Consider the following 21,305-nt stretch of genomic DNA (forward strand, 5'->3'; position numbering starts at 1 on the left):
CCGGACGGTCGCCGGACGAGATCACGCGCATCGTCGTGACCAAGTTCCATCCGGCGTCCCTGGTGCGTGACCTCCACGCGCTGGGGGTGCGCGCGGTCGGGGAGAACCGCCAGCAGGAGCTCACGGCGAAGGCCGACGAACTGGCCGACCTCGACCTGGAGTGGCACTTCATCGGTCAGGGACAGACGAACAAAGCCGGCGCCATCCGTCGCAGCGCCGATGTCGTGCACTCGGTGGACCGCGAGCGGTTCGCCGATGCACTGCATCGCGCAGCCCCCGGCGACGACGTGCTCGACGTGCTCGTCCAGGTCAACCTCACCGATGACGCGGGCCGCGGAGGCGTCGCCCCGAGCGCCGCGACGGCGCTGGCCGAGCACGTGCTGACCCTGTCCACGCTGCGGCTCCGCGGCGTGATGGCCGTCGCCCCCCTCGACGAGGAGCCCGCCTCGGCGTTCGCGCGCCTGCGCCGCGTCGCGGACGACGTGCGGACCATCGCCCCTGACGCGGCCTGGATGTCCGCCGGGATGACCGGCGACTTCGTCGAGGCCGTCCAGGCCGGTGCGACACACCTGCGGATCGGTTCCGCAATCACGGGACCGCGCCCCGAGCGGGGTTAACCTGTGACAAGACCAGCCCGAGACGTTCGAACCGGAGGACACGATGGGTAACCCGCTGAAGAAGACCATGGTGTATCTCGGCCTCGCCGACGAAGAAGAGGTCTACGAGGAGGAGGCGCAGGCTCCGGCCCGCGCCCACCGCGAGCGTGAGCGTGAGCGCGAGGAGCCGGCCCCGGCGCCCGTCACGCCGCTCCGCCGTCCCGTCGCCGTCCGCCAGCCCGCAGCAGGAGCCGTGAACGAGATCCTCACCGTCCACCCGAAGCAGTACCGCGACGCGCAGCTCATCGCGGAGAACTTCCGTGAGGGCGTCCCGGTCATCATCAACCTCTCCCAGATGAGCGACGCCGACGCGCGCCGCCTCATCGACTTCGCGAGCGGTCTCTCCCTCGGTCTGTACGGCCGCATCGAGCGGGTGACCTCCAAGGTCTTCCTGCTCTCGCCGGAGAACATCGCCGTGTCGGGTCACGGGGGAATCGCGCACGCAGACGCCGAGTCTGCGGGCTTCGACCACTCCTGACCTCGTGCAGCTGGTCTCGGTTCTCGCCAGCATCGTCCATCTGGTGCTGCTGCTGTACATCTTCGTGCTCTTCGCCCGGCTGATCCTCGACTACATCCCGATGTTCAATCGGGAGTGGCGTCCCAAGGGCTTCGGCCTGGTCGCTGCGGAAGCGGTCTACACGGTCACCGATCCGCCGATCCGGTTCTTCCGGCGGATCATCCCGCCGTTGCGCATCGGGCAGCTGTCGCTCGACTTCGGCTTCGCGTTGACGCTTCTCGTCGTGCTGATCCTGATGAACATCGTGCGGCTCTTCATCCGCTGAGCGGCCCGCGTGTCGCGCACCAGGGCGCCGATGACTTCGCCGAGCCTGGGTGTCGTGGCATCGCGACCCCAAGGCTCGGGGGCTATGCTGGCACCCAGGTGCGCGCCCCGGGTTCGCGCCACATCACGAACACGCCATACATCGGTACTGGCAATCGAACTCATCGAAAGAGGAGCCACCCATGGCACTTACCCCGGATGACGTCGTCACCAAGCAGTTCCAGCACGTTCGCTTCAAGGACGGGTTCGACCCGGACGAGGTCGACGACTTCCTCGACGAGATCGTCATCGAGTGGCGCAAGGCCCTCGAGGAGAATGCCGAGCTGAAGGCCAAGCTGGCCGCCTACGAGTCCGGCGCCGCTCCGGCCGCGACCGAGGCCCCGGCCGCTGCGGTCCCCGCTCCTGCTCCGGCCGCCGAGGCCGCTCCGGTCGAGGCAGCGCCCACCGGCTCCGCCACCGCGACCGCCGGCATCATCGAGCTGGCTCAGCGCCTGCACGACGAGCACGTCGCCGAGGGTGAGGCCAAGCGCAACCAGCTCATCTCCGAGGCCGAGGCCGAGGTCGCCCGCATCCGCACCGAGGCCGAGGCCAAGCAGCGCGAGGAGACCGCCCGTCTCGAGCGCGAGCGCAACACGCTCGAGGCCCGCATCACGGAGCTCCGCAACTTCGAGCGCGACTACCGCGCCCAGCTGCGCGGCTACATCGAGGGCCAGCTCCGCGACCTCGACGAGAAGTCGGCTTCCACGGACTCCACGCCCGTCTCCGCGATCGGTCTGTAAGGCGCCCTCTTGCCAGGACGTCGCCCCCTTCGTCGGTCGGCGGCCGGTGCGATCGTTGCGATTCTCGCAGCGGTCGTGCTGGCCGCCGATCAGTTTGTGAAGTACCTCACGATCGAGCACCTGCCTCTGCACGAGGTCGTCCCGGTGCTCGGGGAGTTCCTTCAGCTGTACTTCGTGCGCAATCCCGGCGCGGCCTTCTCGCTCGGCTCCGAGGTCACGTGGATCTTCACGATCGCGATGGCCGTGGTCGCCGGCGTGATCATCTGGAAGGCCTTCGGCCTGCAGTCCCGGCTGTGGGCGGTCGTGCTCGGCTGCCTCCTGGGCGGTGTGCTCGGGAACCTCACCGATCGGCTCTTCCGGGAGCCCGGGTTCCCGGTCGGACACGTGGTCGACATGATCTCGATGCCGTGGATGATGCCGGCCATCTTCAATGTGGCCGACATCTTCATCGTCACGGGCATGATCTCGGTAGCGCTGCTCGTGGTCTTCGGTCTCCGCTTCGACGGGACGCGCGAGCGCGATCACGAACCGGTCGAGTCCGACGAGGAGGCCGAGGCCGCGGCCGTCGCCGCCGAGCGGCATGATCGTGCCGACGCCCCCGGCGACGACGCCACCACCGGCGCGGGCACGGCCCCCGAGGGGCGCTGAGCGTGGAGTCGCGCTCCCTTCCCGTCCCGGACGGGCTGGACGGCACGCGGGTCGACGCGGCCCTGGCGAAGCTCCTCGGGTTCTCCCGGACGTTCGCCGCCGAGGTCGCCGCGGACGGCGGCGTGCGGCTCGACGGCGTCACCCTCGACAAATCCGACCGCTTGCGCGGCGGGGCCTGGCTCGAGGTGGACTGGACCCCCAAGGAGGCGCCGAGGATCGAGCCGATCGCCGTCCCCGACCTCGGCATCGTGTACGACGACGACGACATCGTGGTGGTGGACAAGCCGACCGGCGTCGCGGCGCACCCTTCGCTCGGCTGGGAGGGACCGACGGTCGTCGGCGCTCTCGCGGCAGCCGGGTTCCGCGTGGCGACCAGCGGCGCCCCGGAGCGCCAGGGGGTCGTGCACCGACTCGACGTCGGCACGAGCGGTCTGATGGTCGTGGCCAAGAGCGAGTCCGCCTACACGGCTCTGAAGCGGGCGTTCAAGGAGCGCACGGTCGAGAAGATCTACCACGCGGTGGTCCAGGGGCACCCCGACCCGCTCGCCGGGACGATCGATGCGCCCATCGGGCGGCACCCGAACCACTCCTGGAAGTTCGCGGTCGTCCCCGACGGCAAGCCCTCCGTGACGCACTACGAGACGCTGGAGGCCTTCCCGGGGGCATCGCTGCTGGAGATCCATCTGGAGACCGGGCGCACGCACCAGATCCGCGTGCACATGGCCGCGCACCGGCACCCCTGCGTCGGCGACCCTCTCTACGGCGCCGACCCGACGCTGTCCGCGCGCCTGGGGCTGACGCGTCAGTGGCTGCACGCGCATCAGCTCGCCTTCGCGCACCCCACGACGGGGGAGTGGGTGCAGTTCGAGTCGCCCTATCCTGCCGACTTCCAGCACGCTCTGGACGTGCTCCGGGGCGAGTAGGCACCGGCCGCGTCCTGCGCCGTGGTGTCGGGGGTCTGGGCCAGACTGGCCGCATGAGCATCGAGGTGCGCCCCGCGACCGTGTTCGACGACGTCGCGACGCTGGTGGGGCCGAAGAAGCCGACGTCGAACGTGTGCTTCTGTCTGAGCTATCGGATCGGCAACAAGGAGAACGTGTCCTTGCGCGGGCAGGCGAGGGCCGACCGGGTCCGCGAGCTGTGCGACCACGACCCGCCTCCCGGGGTCATCGCCTATCGCGACGGCGAGCCGGTGGGATGGGCGGCGCTGCACCCGCGCCGTGACACGAGCTTCGCGCGCAACAGACTCATCCCGCATGTCGACGACCTCGACGTGTGGTCGCTGTGGTGCTTCCGCGTGCGGCCGGGGTTCCGCAAGCAGGGAGTCTCCCATGCGCTGATCGAGGGAGCGGTCGCATACGCCAGAGAGCGCGGGGCGCCGGCGGTCGAGGGGTACCCGCTGGACAACCGCGGCGAGAAGGTCAACCTGACGATGGCGTACGCGGGGACGAGGGCCCTGTTCGAGGACGCGGGATTCACGAAGGCCGCCGACACCGGTTCGGTGCTCGACGGCTTCCCCCGGGTGCTGATGCGGCTAGACCTGCGCTGAGCCGCCCCACGACGGACGCCAGCGCGGTCTGCATGAGATCCCTCGCCGCGATCGCCGAAGCGGATGGCAGGGAGAGATCTCCGTGACGAGTTTCGAACCGGACGAGCACTCTGAGGCAATACATAGTGTGAGCACAGACAGCGAGATCATTCAGCGCTCGCTCGGGCAGCCCCGGGCGTTCGCCGAATTGTTCGACAGACATGCCGGGGCGGTGGGGGGCTACGCGACCCGTCGTCTCGGTCCAGACGCGGGGGAGGACGTCCTCAGCGAGACGTTCCTCGTCGCCTTCGCGCGTCGATCGTCGTTCGACACGGCGTGGGACTCGGCGCTTCCCTGGTTGTACGGGATCGCCTCCCGGCTGATCAAGAAGCACCGGGCGCGTGAGGCGAAGCACCTGCGTTCTGCGGCCCAGTCCGCGGCGCGTGAGGAGCACATCTCGCAGGGCGACCTCGACGTGACGATCGCGCGGCTGGACGCCGAGCTCTCCACCCGTCAGCTCGCTCCGCTGATCGCCGCGCTGTCGTCGAAGGATCGCGAGACTCTCCTGCTGTACGCCTGGGGCGATCTGAGCTACGAGGAGATCGCGCTCGCCCTCGGTGTCCCTGTCGGGACGGTGAGGTCTCGCATGAACCGTGTGCGGACACGGTTGGATCCGGCTCGCACCCGCGGTCGGAACCAGGTGGTCACGGAGAGGGAAGGAGAAGTCGATGGACGTTTTCGAGCGCGTGCGTGAGGTCAACCGGGGGGCGGGCCTCAGCGAGGAGCACAGGACGTCGGCGAGGGCGCGTCTTCTCAGTGGAATCGATGCGGGCATGGCGGCGGCGCGGAAACGCATCGGCCGACGCCCCGTGTTCATCCTCGCCGGGGTGGCAGCGGGGGCGGCGGCGGCGACCGCGGGGGTGCTGGTCGTCGCGCAGCTGAACGCACCGGAGCCGCGGGTGGAGGCGGTTCCGGTGCAGACCCTGGACCCGAGGCCGCAGGGGGATCCGCTGCCGCGGCCGTCCGCGACCTCGGGCACGGGGATCACCGAGCCCTTCCCCGGCACCACCCCGCAGGCGGGGCAGTACCTGCACGTCACCACGACGGTGGACTCGCTGCTGTATCGGGACCCGCGGGTGACGGTGTTCACCTGGCCGGCGCACGAGGAGGGGCTCCCGCCGATCAGCGCGCTGCTGGTGCGGGATCACAGCGAGACGTTCGTCCCCGCTGATCGCACGGGGGAGTGGAGTGGGACTCAGGGCCCGAACACGCAGCGGCTGCAGTTCTTCCCGGAGGACCAGGGGCCGGGAGGGGAGTCGGCGTGGGACATCCTACTCCCGGCGAGTGACAGCGTGGGCCGGTGGACCTTCACCGGGGGATTCGACACCGAAGTGGGGCCGCCCCGTGGTTCGGCCGAGTACTACGCGCAGTTCCCCCGTGATCCGCAGGCGCTGCTGGAGTTCGCGAAGAGCTTCGAGCGCGGGTACGACATCTCACCGGAGCAGGCGGATGAGGCGGCGGTCATCACGATCATGGACGAGCTCCGGTCGAACGTGACCCCGGTCGACCTCAGGGACGCGCTGGTGAAGGCCCTCGCGCTCTCCCCGATCGTCGAGGCGAGCTCGGCGAATGGGAGCACGACCTACCGGGTCGCGTTGCAGCACATCGATGCACGGACGGACACTCTGACGATCGACGAGGCGACCGGCTGGATGAGCGAGTACACGCTGCGCTGGAACCGCACGGACGGCGCGGACGGGGACATGGTCCCCAGCGACGTCCCCGACATCCGGTTCACGTCGAGCGTGTCGATCGTCGACGGCGCTCCCTGAGTCCTCCGCGGCACGGACACGGCCCCGGCACCGATCTCGGTGTCGGGGCCCCGCCGTAGACTCGAGGACATGGCCTCCGACTCCTTCGTCCACCTGCATGTGCACAGCGAGTACTCGATGCTGGACGGCGCGGCCAAGATCAACGCGATGACCCAGGCGGCCGCCGACTACGGCATGCCGGCGATCGCCGTGACCGATCACGGCAACACCTTCGCGGCCTTCGAGTTCTACCGCGCGGCACAGGCGGCGGGCGTCAAGCCCATCGTCGGTCTCGAGGCGTATGTCACGCCCGGCACGCATCGCAGCGACAAGACGCGTGTGCAGTGGGGCTCGCCCGACCAGAAGAGCGACGACGTCTCGGGCTCCGGCGCCTACACCCACATGACGATGTGGAGTCAGAGCACGGAGGGCATGCACAACCTCTTCCGGCTCAGCTCGCTCTCGAGCATGGAGGGCTACTACTTCAAGCCCCGCATGGACCGCGAGCTGCTGCAGACGTATGGCAAGGGCCTGATCGCGACCACGGGCTGCCCGTCCGGCGAGGTGCAGACGCGGCTCCGCCTCGGCCAGTACGACGCGGCGCGTGCGGCGGCGGCCGAGTTCCAGGACATCTTCGGCAAGGAGAACTACTTCGCCGAGATCATGGACCACGGTCTCTCGATCGAGCGCCGGGTCATGACGGACCTGCTCCGGCTCGCGAAGGACCTCGGCATCCCGCTGGTCGCCACGAACGACTCGCACTACACGCACCAGCACGAGGCCGACGCGCATGAGGCGCTGCTGTGCGTGCAGTCCGGCTCGACCCTCGACGACCCGAACCGCTTCAAGTTCGACGGCGACGGCTACTACATCAAGACCGCGGCCGAGATGCGACAGCTGTTCCGCGACCACCCGGAGGCGTGCGACAACACGCTGTTGATCGCCGAGCGCTGCGAGGTCGAGTTCAACACCTCGGCGAACTACATGCCGCGTTTCCCCGTGCCCGACGGCGAGACGGAGGACAGCTGGCTGATCAAGGAGGTCGAGAAGGGCCTCCACTACCGTTACCCGAACGGCATCCCGGACAAGGTGCGCAAGCAGGCCGAGTACGAGACCGGCATCATCCTGCAGATGGGCTTCCCCGGCTACTTCCTCGTCGTCGCCGACTTCATCAACTGGGCCAAGGACAACGGCATCAGGGTCGGGCCGGGCCGAGGTTCCGGCGCGGGCTCCATGGTCGCGTATGCGATGAAGATCACCGACCTCGATCCTCTGGAGCACGGTCTGATCTTCGAGCGGTTCCTGAACCCGGATCGCGTCTCGATGCCCGACTTCGACGTCGACTTCGACGACCGTCGCCGCGGCGAGGTCATCGAGTACGTCACGGAGAAGTACGGCTCTGAGCGCGTCGCCCAGATCGTCACCTACGGCACCATCAAGTCCAAGCAGGCGCTCAAGGACGCCGGTCGCGTGCTCGGCTTCCCCTTCAGCATGGGGGAGCGGCTGACCAAGGCGATGCCCCCCGCCGTGATGGGCAAGGACATGCCCCTCGACGGGATGTTCGACTCCGCCCATCCGCGGTACAAGGAGGCCAGCGAGTTCCGCGCGCTGATCGAGACCGACCCGGAGGCGAAGACCGTCTTCGACCGCGCGCTCGGGCTGGAGGGCCTCAAGCGGCAGTGGGGCGTGCACGCGGCCGGCGTGATCATGTCGTCCGAGCCGCTGCTCGACATCATCCCGATCATGCGCCGCGAGCAGGACGGGCAGATCGTCACGCAGTTCGACTACCCGTCCTGCGAGACGCTCGGCCTCATCAAGATGGACTTCCTGGGGCTGCGTAACCTCACGATCATCTCCGACGCGCTCGACAACATCCGTATGAACCGGGGCGAGGAACTCGACCTGGAGCATCTCGGGCTGGACGACCCCGCCGTGTACGAGCTCCTCGCGCGCGGCGACACGCTGGGTGTGTTCCAGCTGGACAGCCCGCCGCTGCGATCCCTCATGCGCCTGATGAAGCCGGACAACTTCGGCGACATCTCGGCGCTCATCGCGCTGTACCGCCCGGGGCCCATGGGAGCGAACTCGCACACCAACTACGCGCTCCGCAAGAACGGACAGCAGGAGATCACGCCGATCCACCCCGAGCTGGCCGAGCCGCTCGCGGACATCCTGGAGGAGTCGTACGGACTCATCATCTACCAGGAGCAGGTGATGGCGATCGCGCAGAAGGTCGCCGGGTTCAGCCTCGGACAGGCCGACATCCTCCGGCGCGCGATGGGCAAGAAGAAGAAGTCCGAGCTCGACAAGCAGTACGAGGGTTTCGCGGGCGGCATGACCTCGCGCGGCTTCGGCGAGGCGGCCATCAAGGCGCTGTGGGACATCCTGCTGCCCTTCTCCGACTACGCCTTCAACAAAGCGCACTCCGCGGCGTACGGGCTCGTGTCCTACTGGACGGCCTACCTCAAGGCGCACTATCCGGCCGAGTACATGGCTGCGCTGCTCACGAGCGTCGGCGACTCGAAGGACAAGATGGCGCTCTACCTCAACGAGTGCCGTCGCATGGGCATCAAGGTGCTGCCGCCCGACGTGTCCGAGTCCATCAACTTCTTCGCCGCCGTCGGCGACGACATCCGCTTCGGGCTCGGGGCCGTCCGCAACGTCGGCAGCAACGTGGTCGACGGCATCGTGCAGGCACGGAAGGACGAACGCTTCACCTCGTTCCACCACTTCCTCGACAAGGTGCCGCTGCACGTGGCCAACAAGCGCACGGTGGAGTCGCTGATCAAGGCGGGCGCCTTCGACTCGATGGGTGACACGCGTCGTGCGCTTCTCGAGATCCATGAGGACGCCGTCGAGGCGGCGGTCGATCGCAAGCGGAATGAGGCGCAGGGCGCCATCGGCTTCGACTTCGACAGTCTGTACGACGGCCTGGAGGAGGCGGCCCCGGCCAAGGTGCCCGCGCGGCCGGAGTGGATCAAGAAGGACAAGCTGGCGTTCGAGCGGGAGATGCTCGGGCTGTACGTGTCCGACCACCCGCTCGCGGGACTCGAGGTGCCTCTCGCGAAGCATGCCTCGATCTCGATCCACGACCTCAACAACTCGGAGGATCTGCAGGACGGTGACCAGGTCACCGTCGCGGGTCTCGTCACCAGCGTGCAGCACCGCGTGGCCAAGGCGAGCGGCAACCCGTACGGCATGATCACCGTCGAGGACTTCAACGGCGAGGTCACGGTGATGTTCATGGGCAAGACCTACACGGAGTTCCAGCACACTCTCCAGCAGGATGCCATCCTGGCGGTGCGCGGCCGGGTGTCGCGACGCGATGACGGTCTGAACCTGCATGCCCAGTCGGCGTTCGCGCCGGACGTCGGATCGTTCGACGCCTCCGGTCCGCTCTCCCTGGTGCTGGCGGAACAGCGGGCCACCGAGCGGGTGATGACGGAACTCGCCGAGGTGCTGAGACGGCACAACGGCGAGACGGAGGTGCTCCTGCGCGTGCACCGGGGCGGCACCGCGAAGGTGTTCGAGGTGCCCATGCCGGTGAAGGTCTCGGCCGACCTCTTCGGTGACCTCAAGTCACTGCTCGGACCGACCTGTCTGGGGTGAGCGGGTAGGATCGTGAGCCGTCGACAGCACCGCTGAGAGCGGGCGCGCCGATGACGAAAGGACCACTATGAGCACGGATCTTCCCGAGCCGGATGCCGCGGACGCGGTGTTCAGCGATGAGGACGGAGTCCTGTACGACGACGAGGTCACGCCCGAATACGGCATCCTCGGGTTCACGCTGCGAGAGCTGCTGATCGTCGGTGTGTGGCTGCTGTCCTTCATCGTCTCCTTCTTCCCCTTGAGCGGGGGCGTGTCGCTGTGGGGTATCGGCATCCAGTGGATTCTGCCGATCGGCGTGCCCACGGTCGCCGTGTTCCTGCTCGTCCTGCGGCGCTTCTCTCCCGACGGCATCCGGCGCGTCGGCTCGCTCGGCATCGACCAGTTCGCGTCGGTCGCGTTCGCGGTCTCGGCCTGTGTCTGGGCGGGCAATCTGTGGCTCGCCGTCTCGGCGGTCATCTCGACCGGGCATTGGGGCCTGCCCTGGAATGCGCTGTTGCAGGTCGTGACGTCGGTGGCGCTCGTGGTGCTGACGGTGTTCGCACCGCTCATCCCCGGTCTCAAGGAGGACTTCCAGGGTCGACTGGTCACGCTGGCCCACCGGAACGCCAACCCCGTGCGCCCGGTGATCCCGCGTCCGCGCCCGGAGGGGGCGACACAGGGCGCTGCCGACGACTCCCGTACGGAGGCCGAGTCCGAGGGATACCGCACCGACGTGATCCCGGGCGCGCTGGACCCCGAACTCGCTGCCGACCGCGAGCGGGCCGTCGATCACTCCGCTCGCCACGAGGACGTCACGCTCGAACGCGATGTCGATCGCGACGCGTACACCGAGGACTACTCGGGCCGAGTGCCGCTCACCGCGCACGCGTCCGGCGGGGGCACCGGCACGGTTCCGGTGGCTTCCGACGAGGAGTACACCCCGGTCTACTCGCGCCGCTCGCGCGCGGAGCAGCCCGAGATCGTGTCAGACACCGGGAGCATCGAGTCGCTGCTGGGCACGCGCGCGCAGCCCGTCACCGGTCCGGTGGAGCTCCAGGACGAGGAGGCGCTGGGCGACGTCCGCGCGCAGCAGGACGACGCGACGGCGTTCTCGGGCGCCCCACCCGCTGAGGCAGGCGACGCCACCGTGGCTCCGGACGACGCGACCGCCGTGCGGGGCGACGCCTCCGCAGCGTCGGACGGCGCGATCGCGACACCGGACGACGCGACCGCCGTGAACCCCGTCGTGGCGGAGCAGGACATCGAGGCCACCAACCCCCGGGAGGCCGCTGCTGCACAGCCGTTCTGGATCCTCGCGCCGACCGAGCGCGACGTCCACGACGAGCGCGGTGCGCCTCTGTTCCGCATCGGCCCGAGTGCCTGGGCCCTGGTGATCGAAGACCGCGGGGGTGCGTTCGTCGTGCGCCATGACGACGGCCGGATCGGGTACCTCCACGACATCTCGGACATCACGAAGGGCTGACATGCGCACGATCGATCTGCGGGGGCGCGAGCTCTCGCCCGCCGACATGCTCGCCGCCGTCCCGCGCGCGACCCAGGCCAGAGCGGAGGCACTGGACACCGCGGCGCGGCTCGTCGACGAGGTGCGCGATCGCGGCGAAGGAGCGCTGCGGGAGCAGGCGGAGCGCTTCGATCGCGTGCTCGGTCACGAGGTCCGCGTCCCCGAGTCGCACCTGACGGAGGCGCTCGCTTCCCTCGACCCCGCCGTCCGGGAGGCACTGGAGGAGGCGATCCGTCGCGTCCGTCTGGCCTCGGCGGCGCAGGTCCCCGCGGCTCAGTCGACCACCATCGGCCCCGGCGCCGTGATCACGCAGCGGTGGCAGCCGGTGCACCGTGTCGGCGTGTACATCCCCGGGGGCAAGGCGATGTATCCGTCGAGCGTCGTGATGAACGTCGTGCCGGCGCAGGTGGCCGGCGTCCAGCAGATCGCGCTGGCCTCGCCGCCGCAGGCGGACCAGGGCGGCCGCGTGCACCCCACGATCCTGGCGGCTGCGGCGTTGCTGGGAGTGAGCGAGGTGTACGCGATGGGCGGTGCGGGTGCCATCGGTGCCTTCGCGCACGGCGTGCCGAGTCTCGGCCTGGATCCGGTGGACGTGGTGTCCGGTCCGGGGAACAACTACGTCGCCTCGGCCAAGCGCGCCGTCGCCGGCGTGGTCGGCACGGATTCCGAGGCCGGAGCCACCGAGATCCTCGTGGTCGCGGATGCCGCGGCCGACCCTGGACTGATCGCGGCGGACCTGGTGAGCCAGGCCGAGCACGACGAGCAGGCGTCTGCCGTGCTCGTCACGGACTCCGACCGCGTCGCCCAGGAAGTTCTCACCGAGGTGCGCCGGCTCGCCGGCTCCACGCGTCACAGCGCGCGGGTCGAGGCTGCTCTGACCGGCCCGCAGTCGGCCATCGTGCTGGTGGACGACCGGGCGATGGCGGTGGCCTTCAGCAACGCGTACGCCCCGGAGCACCTCGAACTGCACCTGGCTGATGCGGAGGATGCCGCGGCGGCCTTCACCAGCGCCGGCGCCGTGTTCGTCGGCGACCAGACGCCGGTCAGTCTCGGGGACTACATGGCCGGCAGCAACCACGTCCTGCCCACCGGTGGTCAGGCACGGTACGCGCCGGGGCTCGGCGCCTACACGTTCCTGCGCCCGCAGCAGGTGGTGTCGTACGATCGGGCGGCGCTGGCCGCGGTTCGCGAGGGTGTGGTCGCGCTGGCCGAGACCGAGGTGCTGCCGGCGCACGGGGCGGCGATCGAGGCGCGCTTCACCGCGTAGGATCGGTCAGATGCACTGCCCCTTCTGCCGCCATCCTGACTCCAGGGTCATCGATTCCCGCACCAGCGACGACGGACTGTCGATCCGCCGTCGGCGTCAGTGTCCGGAGTGCGGCGGTCGGTTCTCGACCACGGAGACGGCGAGCCTGAACGTCATCAAACGATCGGGCGTGATGGAGCCGTTCAGCCGCGAGAAGGTCATCTCCGGTGTGCGCAAGGCATGCCAGGGTCGGCCGGTGACCGAGGCCGATCTGGCCATCCTGGCGCAGCGGGTCGAGGAGGCCGTGCGGCAGACCGGTGTCTCGCAGCTGGACACGAATGAGATCGGGCTGGCGATCCTGGGGCCGCTGCGCGAGCTCGATGAAGTCGCGTTCCTGCGCTTCGCGAGCGTATACCAGGCGTTCGACTCGCTGGAGGACTTCGAGGCGGCGATCAGCGATCTGCGCGCCGACCACGACAGGGCGGAGACGGCGGACCGGTAATCTGGCAGGGATGTATCCGCTGCTCTTTCGCGCCGTTCTGTCGCGCTTCGACCCCGAGTTCGCCCACCACGCAGGCATGGCGGTGATCCGTGTCCTCGGCGTGCCGCCCTTCTCCTGGGTGACGAGCGCGATGACGCGGCCGGACCCCTCGCTGCGGGTGGAGGCACTTGGTCTCACCTTCCCCTCGCCGTTCGGTGTCGCGGCCGGCTTCGACAAGAACGCCGTGGGCGTGCGCGGGCTGGCGGCACTCGGCTTCGGTCACGTCGAGGTGGGTACCGTCACCGCGATCCCGCAGGACGGCAACCCGAAGCCGAGGCTGTTCCGACTGATCGCCGACCGCGCCGTCATCAACCGCATGGGATTCAACAATCGCGGAGCCGATGCGGCCGCCCGGCGCCTGGCACGCTTGCGGCGCGGCGCTCCGGACACGGTGATCGGTGTGAACATCGGCAAGAGCCGTGTGGTCGATGTCGAGGACGCCACCGCCGACTACGTCGCCTCGGCCACGCGCCTGGCACCGCTCGCGGACTACCTGGCCGTCAATGTCTCGTCGCCGAACACTCCCGGCCTCCGCGGGCTGCAGGCGGTGGAGACGCTGGCGCCTCTGCTGCGCGCGGTGCGGGATGCGTCGGGAGCGACGCCGCTTCTGGTCAAGATCGCGCCCGACCTCCCCGATGAGGAGATCGCCGCGATCGCGCGTCTCGCCGTCGACGAGGGGCTGGCGGGCATCATCGCGCACAACACCACCATCAGCCGCGAGGGGCTGCTCGCTGACGCGAAGACCGTCGAGGCTGCCGGTGCGGGCGGACTCTCCGGGGCACCGCTCAAGCAACGGTCCCTCGAAGTGCTCCGCGTGGTCCGCGCCGCCGTGCCGGAGGACTTCTGCGTGATCGCCGTCGGCGGAGTGGAGACGGCCGAAGACGTGCAGGAGCGTCTGCGGGCGGGTGCCACCCTGGTGCAGGGATACACCGCATTCCTGTATCGCGGACCGTTCTGGGGCCGCGAGATCAACAGGGGGCTGGTCAGTCGGGGTACTGCCCGCGCTTGACCTGCGGCTTGGGCAGACGCATGAAGCGCATCTGGAGGGCGCGCATGCCCGCGTACCAGCCGAGCCCCTTCTCGACCCGGTCCTTGCCGAACTTGGCGGCCGCCTTGCGCTTGACGCGCATGCCGAGCAGGATCATGCCGCCGATCGCGATGACCAGGTACGCCATCATGAACAGGTAGGCGTAGAAGGAGATCATGGCGTTCGTCGGCAGCAGCGACGCGAGGATGACGAGCACCATGACGCCCATCACGAACTCGGCGGGGTGCCAGCCGGCGTCGACGTAGTCGCGCACCCAGCGGCGCTGGGGACCCTTGTCCCTGACCGGGAGGTACTTCTCCTCGCCGGCCGCCATGCCCGCCTGGGCCCTGGCGCGACGCTCGTTGAGCTCCGCGCGGGCGGCGGCCTTCGCCTCCTTGGTGTTCGCGACGAGCGGGCGGCGACGTGCGGCCTCCTGCTCGGCGCGGGTCGGCGTGGCGCGTCCCTTGCCGACGGCAGGCGTCTGGGGGGCGTCGTCGTTCGTCGAAGGGGAGGCGGGGGTAGTGGCCACGAGGATCCTCGGTTCGCTGAAGGTGGGTCACCTTAAGATTACTCGCATGACCTCACCTGCTCTTCCCCCCGAGTCCGACGCCGCCGTCCTCGAGGCGGCCACTCTCGGCATCCCCGCCGCACTGTCCGACCTGGGGCACTTGGTGCGCATCCCCGGCATGGCGTGGCCGGCGTTCGACCAGACGCAACTGGAGCGCAGCGCCGACGCGGTGGCGACGCTCGCGAAGGAGACGGGCGTCTTCGATGAGGTGCGGGTGCTGCGTGCCGCGGTCCCCGGGACCGACGAACAGGGACAGCCCGCGGTGCTGGCCACGCGGGCGGCGCGCAACGGCCGACCGACGATCCTCCTGTACGCCCACCACGACGTGCAGCCCCCGGGCGACGACGCCCTCTGGGAGACGCCTCCGTTCGAGCCGACCGTGCGCGATGGACGCCTCTACGGCCGCGGGGCCGCCGACGACAAGGCGGGCATCATGGCCCACATCGCCTCGATCCGGGCGGTCTCGGAGGTGCTGGGCGACGACCTCGACCTCGGCATCGCGATGTTCATCGAGGGGGAGGAGGAGTACGGATCGCGCTCCTTCGCGCAGTTCCTCTCCGACAACAAGGAGGCGCTGCGCGCGGACGCGATCGTCGTCGCCGATTCGGGCAACTGGGATTCCGAGACGCCCGGGCTCACGGTGTCGCTCCGCGGGAACGCCCGTTTCACGATGTCCGTGCGCACGCTCGACCACGCCTCGCACTCCGGCATGTTCGGCGGCGCGGTGCCCGACGCCATGATGGCCACCGTGCGTCTGCTCTCGACGCTGTGGCACGAGGACGGTTCGGTCGCGGTCGAAGGTCTCGTGGTGCGGGACGCGGAGACGCCCGAGTACACGGAGGAGACGCTGCGGCACGAGGCGGGGCTTCTTCCCGGCACCACGCCGATCGGCGACGGCACGATCCTCAGTCGCATCTGGAACAAGCCGTCGGTCACGGTGATCGGGATCGACGCGACCAGCGTCGCGGCGGCGTCCAACACACTGCTCCCCGAGGTCACCGTCGTGATCAGCGCGCGTGTCGCCCCCGGCCAGACCGGGCGAGACGCCTACGAGGCCATGGAGCGTCATCTGCGCGCCCATGCACCGTTCGGTGCCGAGCTCCGCTTCTCCGACGTCGACCTCGGCGACCCCTTCCTGGTGGACACCAGCGGCTGGGCGGTCGAGCTGACGCGCGATGCGATGAGCGACGGATACGGCGTGGCGCCGGTCGACCTCGGTGTCGGCGGGTCCATCCCGTTCATCGCCGACCTGGTCCGCGAGTTCCCCGAGGCGCAGATCCTCGTCACCGGCGTGGAGGATCCGCACTCCCGCGCGCACAGCCCCAACGAGTCGCTGCATCTCGACACGTTCCGCCACGCGGTGGCCACCGAGGCGCTGCTGCTCGCCCGGATGAACGCCGTGCAGATCTGAGCCTTCCGCCATGACCGGCGGTAGAATCAGGAGAGAAGCCGTGTACTGCGGCCCGTCACAAGGAGCGACATGAGCGACACCACCCTGTCCGCAGAGACCACCCGCGCCCACGGCGTCAGCCTGACGGACGCCGCAGCCACGAAGGTGAAGAACCTTCTCGAGCAGGAGGGCCGCGACGACCTCCGCCTGCGGGTCGCGGTGCAGCCGGGCGGCTGCTCCGGCCTGATCTACCAGCTGTACTTCGACGAGCGCTACCTGGAGGGCGACGAGACGGTCGACTTCGACGGGGTCGAGGTCATCGTCGACAACATGAGCGTCCCGTACCTGGACGGCGCCTCGATCGACTTCAAGGACACGATCTCGGAGCAGGGGTTCACGATCGACAACCCGAACGCCGCCGGCAGCTGCGCCTGCGGTGACAGCTTCCACTGATCGGCGCTTTTCCGGACCCAGGGCCGTCGTCACCTCGTGTGGCGGCGGCCTTTCCGCGTCTGGAACCTGCGTGGATGGCATGAATCAGGTGTGAGCTTGCTCTAGACTGAGGTGTGCCCTGTCCGCAATCTGAAAGGTGCATCGTGCCCTCGAAACGCCGCCTTCGTTGGGCCGCACTCCCTGTGGGAGTCGTGGCAGCCGTGGCCCTGGCGGGATGTACTCCCACCGAGCTCAATGGCTTTCTTCCGGGCTTCGTGGAGGGTGGTCCGGCAGCAACCAACCAGACGGAGCGCGTCTCGTCCCTCTGGGTGAACTCCTGGATCGTGCTCCTCGCGGTCGGCGTGATCACCTGGAGCCTCATGGCCTGGGCCGCGATCGCCTACCGCCGCCGGAAGGGCCAGACCGGCCTGCCCGTGCAGATGCGGTACAACATGCCGATCGAGATCTTCTACACGATCGTGCCGCTCATCCTCGTGCTGGGCATGTTCTTCTTCACCGCTCGTGACCAGACGGAGATCGAGGCGAAGTGGGACGACCCCGACGTCGAGATCACCGCGATCGCGAAGCAGTGGGCCTGGGACTTCCAGTACAACGGCGAGACCGAGGACGACACCGTGTGGACCATGGGCATCCAGGCCCAGCCCGACGCGGAGGGGAACATCGACCAGGCCGAGCTGCCGACGCTGCTCCTGCCGGTCGACAAGAAGGTCACGATCAACCTGCAGTCGCGCGATGTCATCCACTCCTTCTGGATCATCGACTTCCTCTACAAGAAGGACATGTTCATCGGGAAGGACAACTCCTGGTCCTTCATCCCGACCCGTGAGGGTGAGTACGCGGGCAAGTGCGCCGAGCTCTGCGGCGAGTACCACTCGATGATGCTCTTCAACGTGAAGGTCGTCTCCCAGGAGGAGTACGACGCCTACCTCGAGTCGCTCGAGGAGAAGGGCAACACGGGAGACATCACCGACGCCTACGACCGTCTCTCCAACCTCCCGGGTACCTCCGGGAAGACCGAAACCGAGGAAGGAGAGGAGTAAGTCATGTCGACCACCGAAGCTCCTCGCACGGACGAAGCGCCTCGCTCCCGTCCCACCACGCTGCCGGCGCGCCAGGCCGCTCTCATGAGCTCCTCGCGTGTCGAGCAGAAGGGCAACATCGTCGTCAAGTGGATCACCTCCACTGACCACAAGACCATCGGGTACATGTACCTCATCGCCTCGGTGATCTTCTTCCTCCTCGGCGGTGTGATGGCTCTCGTCATCCGCGCCGAGCTGTTCGCGCCGGGAATGCAGATCATCCCGACGAAGGAGCAGTACAACCAGCTCTTCACGATGCACGGCACGATCATGCTGCTGATGTTCGCGACGCCGCTGTTCGCGGGCTTCGCGAACGCGATCCTGCCGCTGCAGATCGGTGCGCCGGATGTCGCCTTCCCGCGACTCAACGCGTTCGCCTTCTGGCTGTTCCTGTTCGGCTCGACCATCGCGGTCGCCGGCTTCCTCACCCCGCAGGGCGCGGCGTCGTTCGGCTGGTTCGCCTATCAGCCACTCGCGAACGCCTCGTTCTCACCCGGTGCCGGCGGCAACCTGTGGATGCTCGGCCTCGGAATCTCGGGCTTCGGAACCATCCTCGGTGCGGTGAACTTCATCACCACGATCATCACGATGCGCGCTCCGGGCATGACGATGTGGCGCATGCCCATCTTCAGCTGGAACACGCTGATCACGAGCCTTCTGATCCTGATGGCCTTCCCGGTGCTGGCTGCGGCGATCTTCGCTGCTGCTGCCGACCGCGTGCTCGGCGCGCACATCTACGACCCGGCGAACGGCGGCGTGCTGCTGTGGCAGCACCTGTTCTGGTTCTTCGGTCACCCCGAGGTCTACATCATCGCGCTGCCGTTCTTCGGCATCGTCTCCGAGATCTTCCCGGTGTTCAGCCGCAAGCCGATCTTCGGCTACAAGACGCTGGTCTACGCGACCATCGCGATCGCGGCGCTGTCCGTGGCGGTGTGGGCGCACCACATGTACGTCACCGGCTCGGTCCTGCTGCCGTTCTTCGCCCTCATGACGATGCTGATCGCCGTCCCGACGGGTGTGAAGATCTTCAACTGGATCGGCACGCTGTGGCGAGGATCCGTCACGTTCGAGACGCCGATGGTGTTCTCTCTCGGCTTCCTCGTGTCGTTCGTGTTCGGTGGTCTGACGGGTGTCATCCTCGCGGCGCCGCCGCTGGACTTCCACCTCAGCGACTCGTACTTCGTCGTCGCCCACTTCCACTACGTGGTGTTCGGCACCGTCGTGTTCGCGATGTTCGCCGGCTTCTACTTCTGGTGGCCGAAGTGGACCGGACGCATGCTGAACGAGCGCCTCGGCTACGTGCACTTCTGGATGCTGTTCGTCGGCTTCCACATGACGTTCCTCATCCAGCACTGGCTGGGCGTGGACGGCATGGTGCGCCGTTACGCGGACTACTCCGCGGCTGACGGATGGACCTGGCAGAACCAGGTGTCGACGATCGGCGCCATCATCCTCGGCGCCTCGATGCTGCCGTTCTTCCTGAACGTCTGGATCACGGCCCGCAAGGCGCCCAAGGTGACGGTGAACGACCCGTGGGGCTACGGTGCGTCGCTGGAGTGGGCCACGTCGTGCCCGCCGCCGCGTCACAACTTCACGTCGATCCCGCGGATCCGCAGCGAGCGTCCGGCGTTCGACCTGAACCACCCGGAGGCGGCGGAGTTCGCAACCACCGCACCCGGCGAGCGAGAGGGCCACTGAGCCATGCGCGACAACGTCATCATCTGGTGGGTCCTGACCGCGTTCTTTGCGCTCGTCGGGGTCGTCTACACCGGCTGGAACATCCTGGCTCACCCGAGCCTCCCGCTCGTGAACCAGATCGAGTGGGTCGGCACGGTCGCCCTGTTCTTCTCGGCCTTCATGGGCGCGATGGTCGCGTTCTACCTCGACCGCACGCACAAGGCGCAGAACGGCGAGCTGCCGGAGGACATCCTGACGTCGGACATCGACGACGGTGACCCGGAGCTCGGCGAGTTCAGCCCGTGGTCCTGGTGGCCGCTCGTGCTGGCCGCCTCCGCCGGTGTGTTCGTCGTGGGTCTCGCGGTCGGTCACTTCCTGCTGCCGATCGGTCTGGCGATCTTCGTCGTGGCGATCGTGGGCTGGGTGTACGAGTACTACCGCGGCAACTTCGCCCGCTGAACCACGCTGTACGAAGGCCCCCGGAGTCTCTCCGGGGGCCTTCGTCGTGTGAGGGCACAGCGGGTGCTCACGCGCGCGTACGGACGCGGGGGATGCCCGTCAGCGGGTCCACAGGGCGGTGGTGAATGCCGTCGGCGTCCTCGATCGGGTAGCCCTCGCGCGCCCAGTACTCGAAGCCGCCGATCATCTCCCGCACGCGATAGCCCAGACGCGCGAAGGCGAGGGCCCCGCGGACCCCGCCGTTGCATCCAGGGCTCCAGCAGTAGACGACGACATCGGCCTCCGCAGGGATCTCCTGTGGCGCGCGCTGTGCGATCTCGCTGTGGTGCATATGGACGGCCCCGGCGACGCGACCCTGGGCGAAGGCTTCCGCCGAACGGACGTCCACCACCACGAGTGCGCGTCCGGCGGATCGATCCGTGTGCACATCACTGGGGTCGGTCTCATAGGCGAGGCGGGCGGCGAAGTAGTCGGAGCGATCGATCATGAGCCCAGACTACGGAGCGACGCGAGCCGACGACCGAGGGCGACCGTCGTGCGTCGCCCGAATCCTGCCGTCGTGCGCGGTCAGAGCGCCGCGGTCATCTGGATCCGTCGTCCGTGCCGCGTCAGGGCCAGTCGTTCCTCGACGGCGACGAGCGCGCGGAGGAAGTCGGTGTCGGGCGTCGACTCTTCGAAGCCGCAGCGGGAGTAGAAGGGAGCGTTCCAGGGCACGTCCGCGTAGGTACGCAGTGTGAGGTGAGTGTGGCCGCGTCGGCGCGACTCGTGCTGGGCCGCCAGGACAAGGGCGCGCCCGATCCCGCGGCGGCCGTACGCGGGCGCAACGGACAACTGTTCCAGATGAGCGTGATCGGGTCTCTCCAGGACCTGCACGAACCCGACCGGTGGCTCGAGTCGACCGGTGGACTCGTCGGTGACGGAGGGTGCGGCGATCAGGACGAATCCGGCGGCTCCTCGGCGCTCCTCGGCTGTCGCCGGCGGAGGCCAGTCCTCTGCGCGGAAGCGATCGGTCAGAAGGCTGTCGGCCGCACGTTCGACGTCCTCGAGGGCGGCGTGGTCCTGATCCGTCGCGTGCCTGATGACGATGCTCATGCGCGGTCCGCGGGAAGGGCGGCGACCGCCTCGATCTCGACGAGCTGGTCGTCGTATCCGAGGACCGTGACGCCGAGGAGCGTGCTGGGGACGTCATGAGCGCCGAATGCGGTGTGGATGACGTTCCAGGCGGTGACGAGGTCCTGCTGCGCCGAGGAGGCCACCAGGACCCGTGTGCTGATGACGTCTGTGAGAGTGGCGTTCGCAGCGCTGAGCGCCTGCTGCAGCGTCTCCACGCACCGCGCCGCCTGTGCGGCGTAGTCACCGGGCGCGGTGGTCGTCCCGTCGTCTTCCAGCGGGCAGGCTCCGGCGAGGAAGACGAGACGAGAATCCGCGGGTGCAGTCGCCGCGTAGGCGTAGGGCGCATCGGCAAGCTGGGGGGCACGGAGCAGTCGGACAACCGAAGACATGAAGCGATCCTCTCATCGTGGATGACGACGAAGGCCCCGTCCGAGCGGAC

General features: G+C 68.6%; 23 protein-coding genes. 19 read left to right on the forward strand and 4 right to left on the reverse strand.

Features of this window, described 5'->3' with window-relative positions:
- The 14 genes from M3C17_RS08195 to M3C17_RS08260 all read left to right on the forward strand — a co-directional run.
- Window positions 1-617, forward strand: a 617-nt coding sequence (locus tag M3C17_RS08195; RefSeq protein WP_259977159.1) for a YggS family pyridoxal phosphate-dependent enzyme, incomplete at its 5' end; no start/stop codon positions are given.
- A gap of 43 nt (window positions 618-660) precedes the next feature.
- The gene (locus M3C17_RS08200) at window positions 661-1,134 is read left to right on the forward strand and encodes a cell division protein SepF (RefSeq protein ID WP_259977160.1); all 474 of its coding nucleotides are present in this window, start codon (window positions 661-663) and stop codon (window positions 1,132-1,134) included.
- A gap of 4 nt (window positions 1,135-1,138) precedes the next feature.
- Window positions 1,139-1,438: a YggT family protein gene (locus M3C17_RS08205; protein WP_259977161.1), complete on the forward strand. Its 300-nt coding sequence runs from the start codon at window positions 1,139-1,141 to the stop codon at window positions 1,436-1,438.
- A 181-nt stretch (window positions 1,439-1,619) separates the two neighbouring features.
- The gene (locus M3C17_RS08210) at window positions 1,620-2,216 is read left to right on the forward strand and encodes a DivIVA domain-containing protein (RefSeq protein WP_259977162.1); all 597 of its coding nucleotides are present in this window, start codon (window positions 1,620-1,622) and stop codon (window positions 2,214-2,216) included.
- 9 nt (window positions 2,217-2,225) lie between these two features.
- Window positions 2,226-2,864 (forward strand): signal peptidase II, encoded by a 639-nt coding sequence (lspA, locus tag M3C17_RS08215; RefSeq protein WP_259977163.1) that lies wholly within the window; start codon window positions 2,226-2,228, stop codon window positions 2,862-2,864.
- 2 nt (window positions 2,865-2,866) lie between these two features.
- Entirely contained in the window at window positions 2,867-3,787 is a 921-nt protein-coding gene (locus tag M3C17_RS08220) for an RluA family pseudouridine synthase (protein WP_259977164.1), read from the forward strand.
- 53 nt (window positions 3,788-3,840) lie between these two features.
- Entirely contained in the window at window positions 3,841-4,413 is a 573-nt protein-coding gene (locus tag M3C17_RS08225) for a GNAT family N-acetyltransferase (RefSeq protein WP_259977165.1), read from the forward strand.
- 127 nt (window positions 4,414-4,540) lie between these two features.
- Window positions 4,541-5,146: an RNA polymerase sigma factor gene (locus M3C17_RS08230; protein ID WP_259977166.1), complete on the forward strand. Its 606-nt coding sequence runs from the start codon at window positions 4,541-4,543 to the stop codon at window positions 5,144-5,146.
- Window positions 5,121-6,224, forward strand: coding sequence for a hypothetical protein (locus M3C17_RS08235; protein ID WP_259977167.1), 1,104 nt, complete (start codon window positions 5,121-5,123; stop codon window positions 6,222-6,224). The genes M3C17_RS08230 and M3C17_RS08235 overlap by 26 nt, the downstream gene beginning before the upstream one ends.
- 69 nt (window positions 6,225-6,293) lie before the next feature.
- Window positions 6,294-9,812, forward strand: a complete 3,519-nt coding sequence (gene dnaE / locus M3C17_RS08240) for a DNA polymerase III subunit alpha (RefSeq protein WP_259977168.1) — start codon at window positions 6,294-6,296, stop codon at window positions 9,810-9,812.
- A gap of 67 nt (window positions 9,813-9,879) precedes the next feature.
- Complete coding sequence (locus M3C17_RS08245) at window positions 9,880-11,274, forward strand: hypothetical protein (protein WP_259977169.1); 1,395 nt, start codon at window positions 9,880-9,882, stop codon at window positions 11,272-11,274.
- 1 nt (window position 11,275) lies between these two features.
- Window positions 11,276-12,580, forward strand: coding sequence for a histidinol dehydrogenase (gene hisD, locus M3C17_RS08250; RefSeq protein WP_259977171.1), 1,305 nt, complete (start codon window positions 11,276-11,278; stop codon window positions 12,578-12,580).
- A gap of 10 nt (window positions 12,581-12,590) precedes the next feature.
- Complete coding sequence (nrdR, locus tag M3C17_RS08255; RefSeq protein ID WP_259977173.1) at window positions 12,591-13,061, forward strand: transcriptional regulator NrdR; 471 nt, start codon at window positions 12,591-12,593, stop codon at window positions 13,059-13,061.
- Window positions 13,062-13,071: 10 nt separating this feature from the next.
- Window positions 13,072-14,109 (forward strand): quinone-dependent dihydroorotate dehydrogenase, encoded by a 1,038-nt coding sequence (locus M3C17_RS08260; protein WP_259977174.1) that lies wholly within the window; start codon window positions 13,072-13,074, stop codon window positions 14,107-14,109.
- On the opposite strand, the gene M3C17_RS08265 is transcribed toward M3C17_RS08260, so the two are convergent.
- Window positions 14,084-14,656 (reverse strand): DUF3043 domain-containing protein, encoded by a 573-nt coding sequence (locus M3C17_RS08265; RefSeq protein ID WP_259977175.1) that lies wholly within the window; start codon window positions 14,654-14,656, stop codon window positions 14,084-14,086. The genes M3C17_RS08260 and M3C17_RS08265 overlap by 26 nt on opposite strands.
- 46 nt (window positions 14,657-14,702) lie before the next feature.
- On the opposite strand from M3C17_RS08265, the gene M3C17_RS08270 reads away from it, so the two are divergent.
- From M3C17_RS08270 to M3C17_RS08290, 5 genes are all read left to right on the forward strand, one after another.
- Complete coding sequence (locus M3C17_RS08270) at window positions 14,703-16,106, forward strand: dipeptidase (protein ID WP_259977176.1); 1,404 nt, start codon at window positions 14,703-14,705, stop codon at window positions 16,104-16,106.
- A gap of 69 nt (window positions 16,107-16,175) precedes the next feature.
- A complete protein-coding gene (gene erpA, locus M3C17_RS08275; protein WP_259977177.1) occupies window positions 16,176-16,538 on the forward strand; it encodes an iron-sulfur cluster insertion protein ErpA in 363 nt (120 codons plus the stop codon).
- A 143-nt stretch (window positions 16,539-16,681) separates the two neighbouring features.
- A complete protein-coding gene (gene coxB, locus M3C17_RS08280; RefSeq protein ID WP_259977178.1) occupies window positions 16,682-17,578 on the forward strand; it encodes a cytochrome c oxidase subunit II in 897 nt (298 codons plus the stop codon).
- Window positions 17,579-17,581: 3 nt separating this feature from the next.
- Window positions 17,582-19,315 carry a cytochrome c oxidase subunit I gene (ctaD, locus tag M3C17_RS08285; RefSeq protein WP_259977179.1) on the forward strand — a complete coding sequence of 578 codons (1,734 nt, stop codon included), beginning with the start codon at window positions 17,582-17,584 and terminating at the stop codon, window positions 19,313-19,315.
- A gap of 3 nt (window positions 19,316-19,318) precedes the next feature.
- Window positions 19,319-19,753, forward strand: coding sequence for a cytochrome c oxidase subunit 4 (locus M3C17_RS08290; RefSeq protein ID WP_206253308.1), 435 nt, complete (start codon window positions 19,319-19,321; stop codon window positions 19,751-19,753).
- A 67-nt stretch (window positions 19,754-19,820) separates the two neighbouring features.
- Here M3C17_RS08290 and M3C17_RS08295 read toward each other — a convergent pair whose 3' ends face one another.
- The 3 genes from M3C17_RS08295 to M3C17_RS08305 all read right to left on the reverse strand — a co-directional run bounded on the left by M3C17_RS08295 (window position 19,821) and on the right by M3C17_RS08305 (window position 21,255).
- Entirely contained in the window at window positions 19,821-20,240 is a 420-nt protein-coding gene (locus M3C17_RS08295) for a rhodanese-like domain-containing protein (RefSeq protein WP_259977180.1), read from the reverse strand.
- An 80-nt stretch (window positions 20,241-20,320) separates the two neighbouring features.
- On the reverse strand, window positions 20,321-20,845 hold the full coding sequence (locus M3C17_RS08300) for a GNAT family N-acetyltransferase (RefSeq protein ID WP_259977181.1): 525 nt from the start codon (window positions 20,843-20,845) through the stop codon (window positions 20,321-20,323).
- Window positions 20,842-21,255 carry a Rid family hydrolase gene (locus tag M3C17_RS08305; RefSeq protein WP_259977184.1) on the reverse strand — a complete coding sequence of 138 codons (414 nt, stop codon included), beginning with the start codon at window positions 21,253-21,255 and terminating at the stop codon, window positions 20,842-20,844. Before M3C17_RS08305 ends, M3C17_RS08300 begins: the two co-directional genes overlap by 4 nt.
- Window positions 21,256-21,305: the final 50 nt, after the last annotated feature.

Origin of the sequence: Microbacterium sp. p3-SID336, from assembly GCF_025143365.1 — a bacterium.
Lineage (GTDB): Bacteria > Actinomycetota > Actinomycetes > Actinomycetales > Microbacteriaceae > Microbacterium.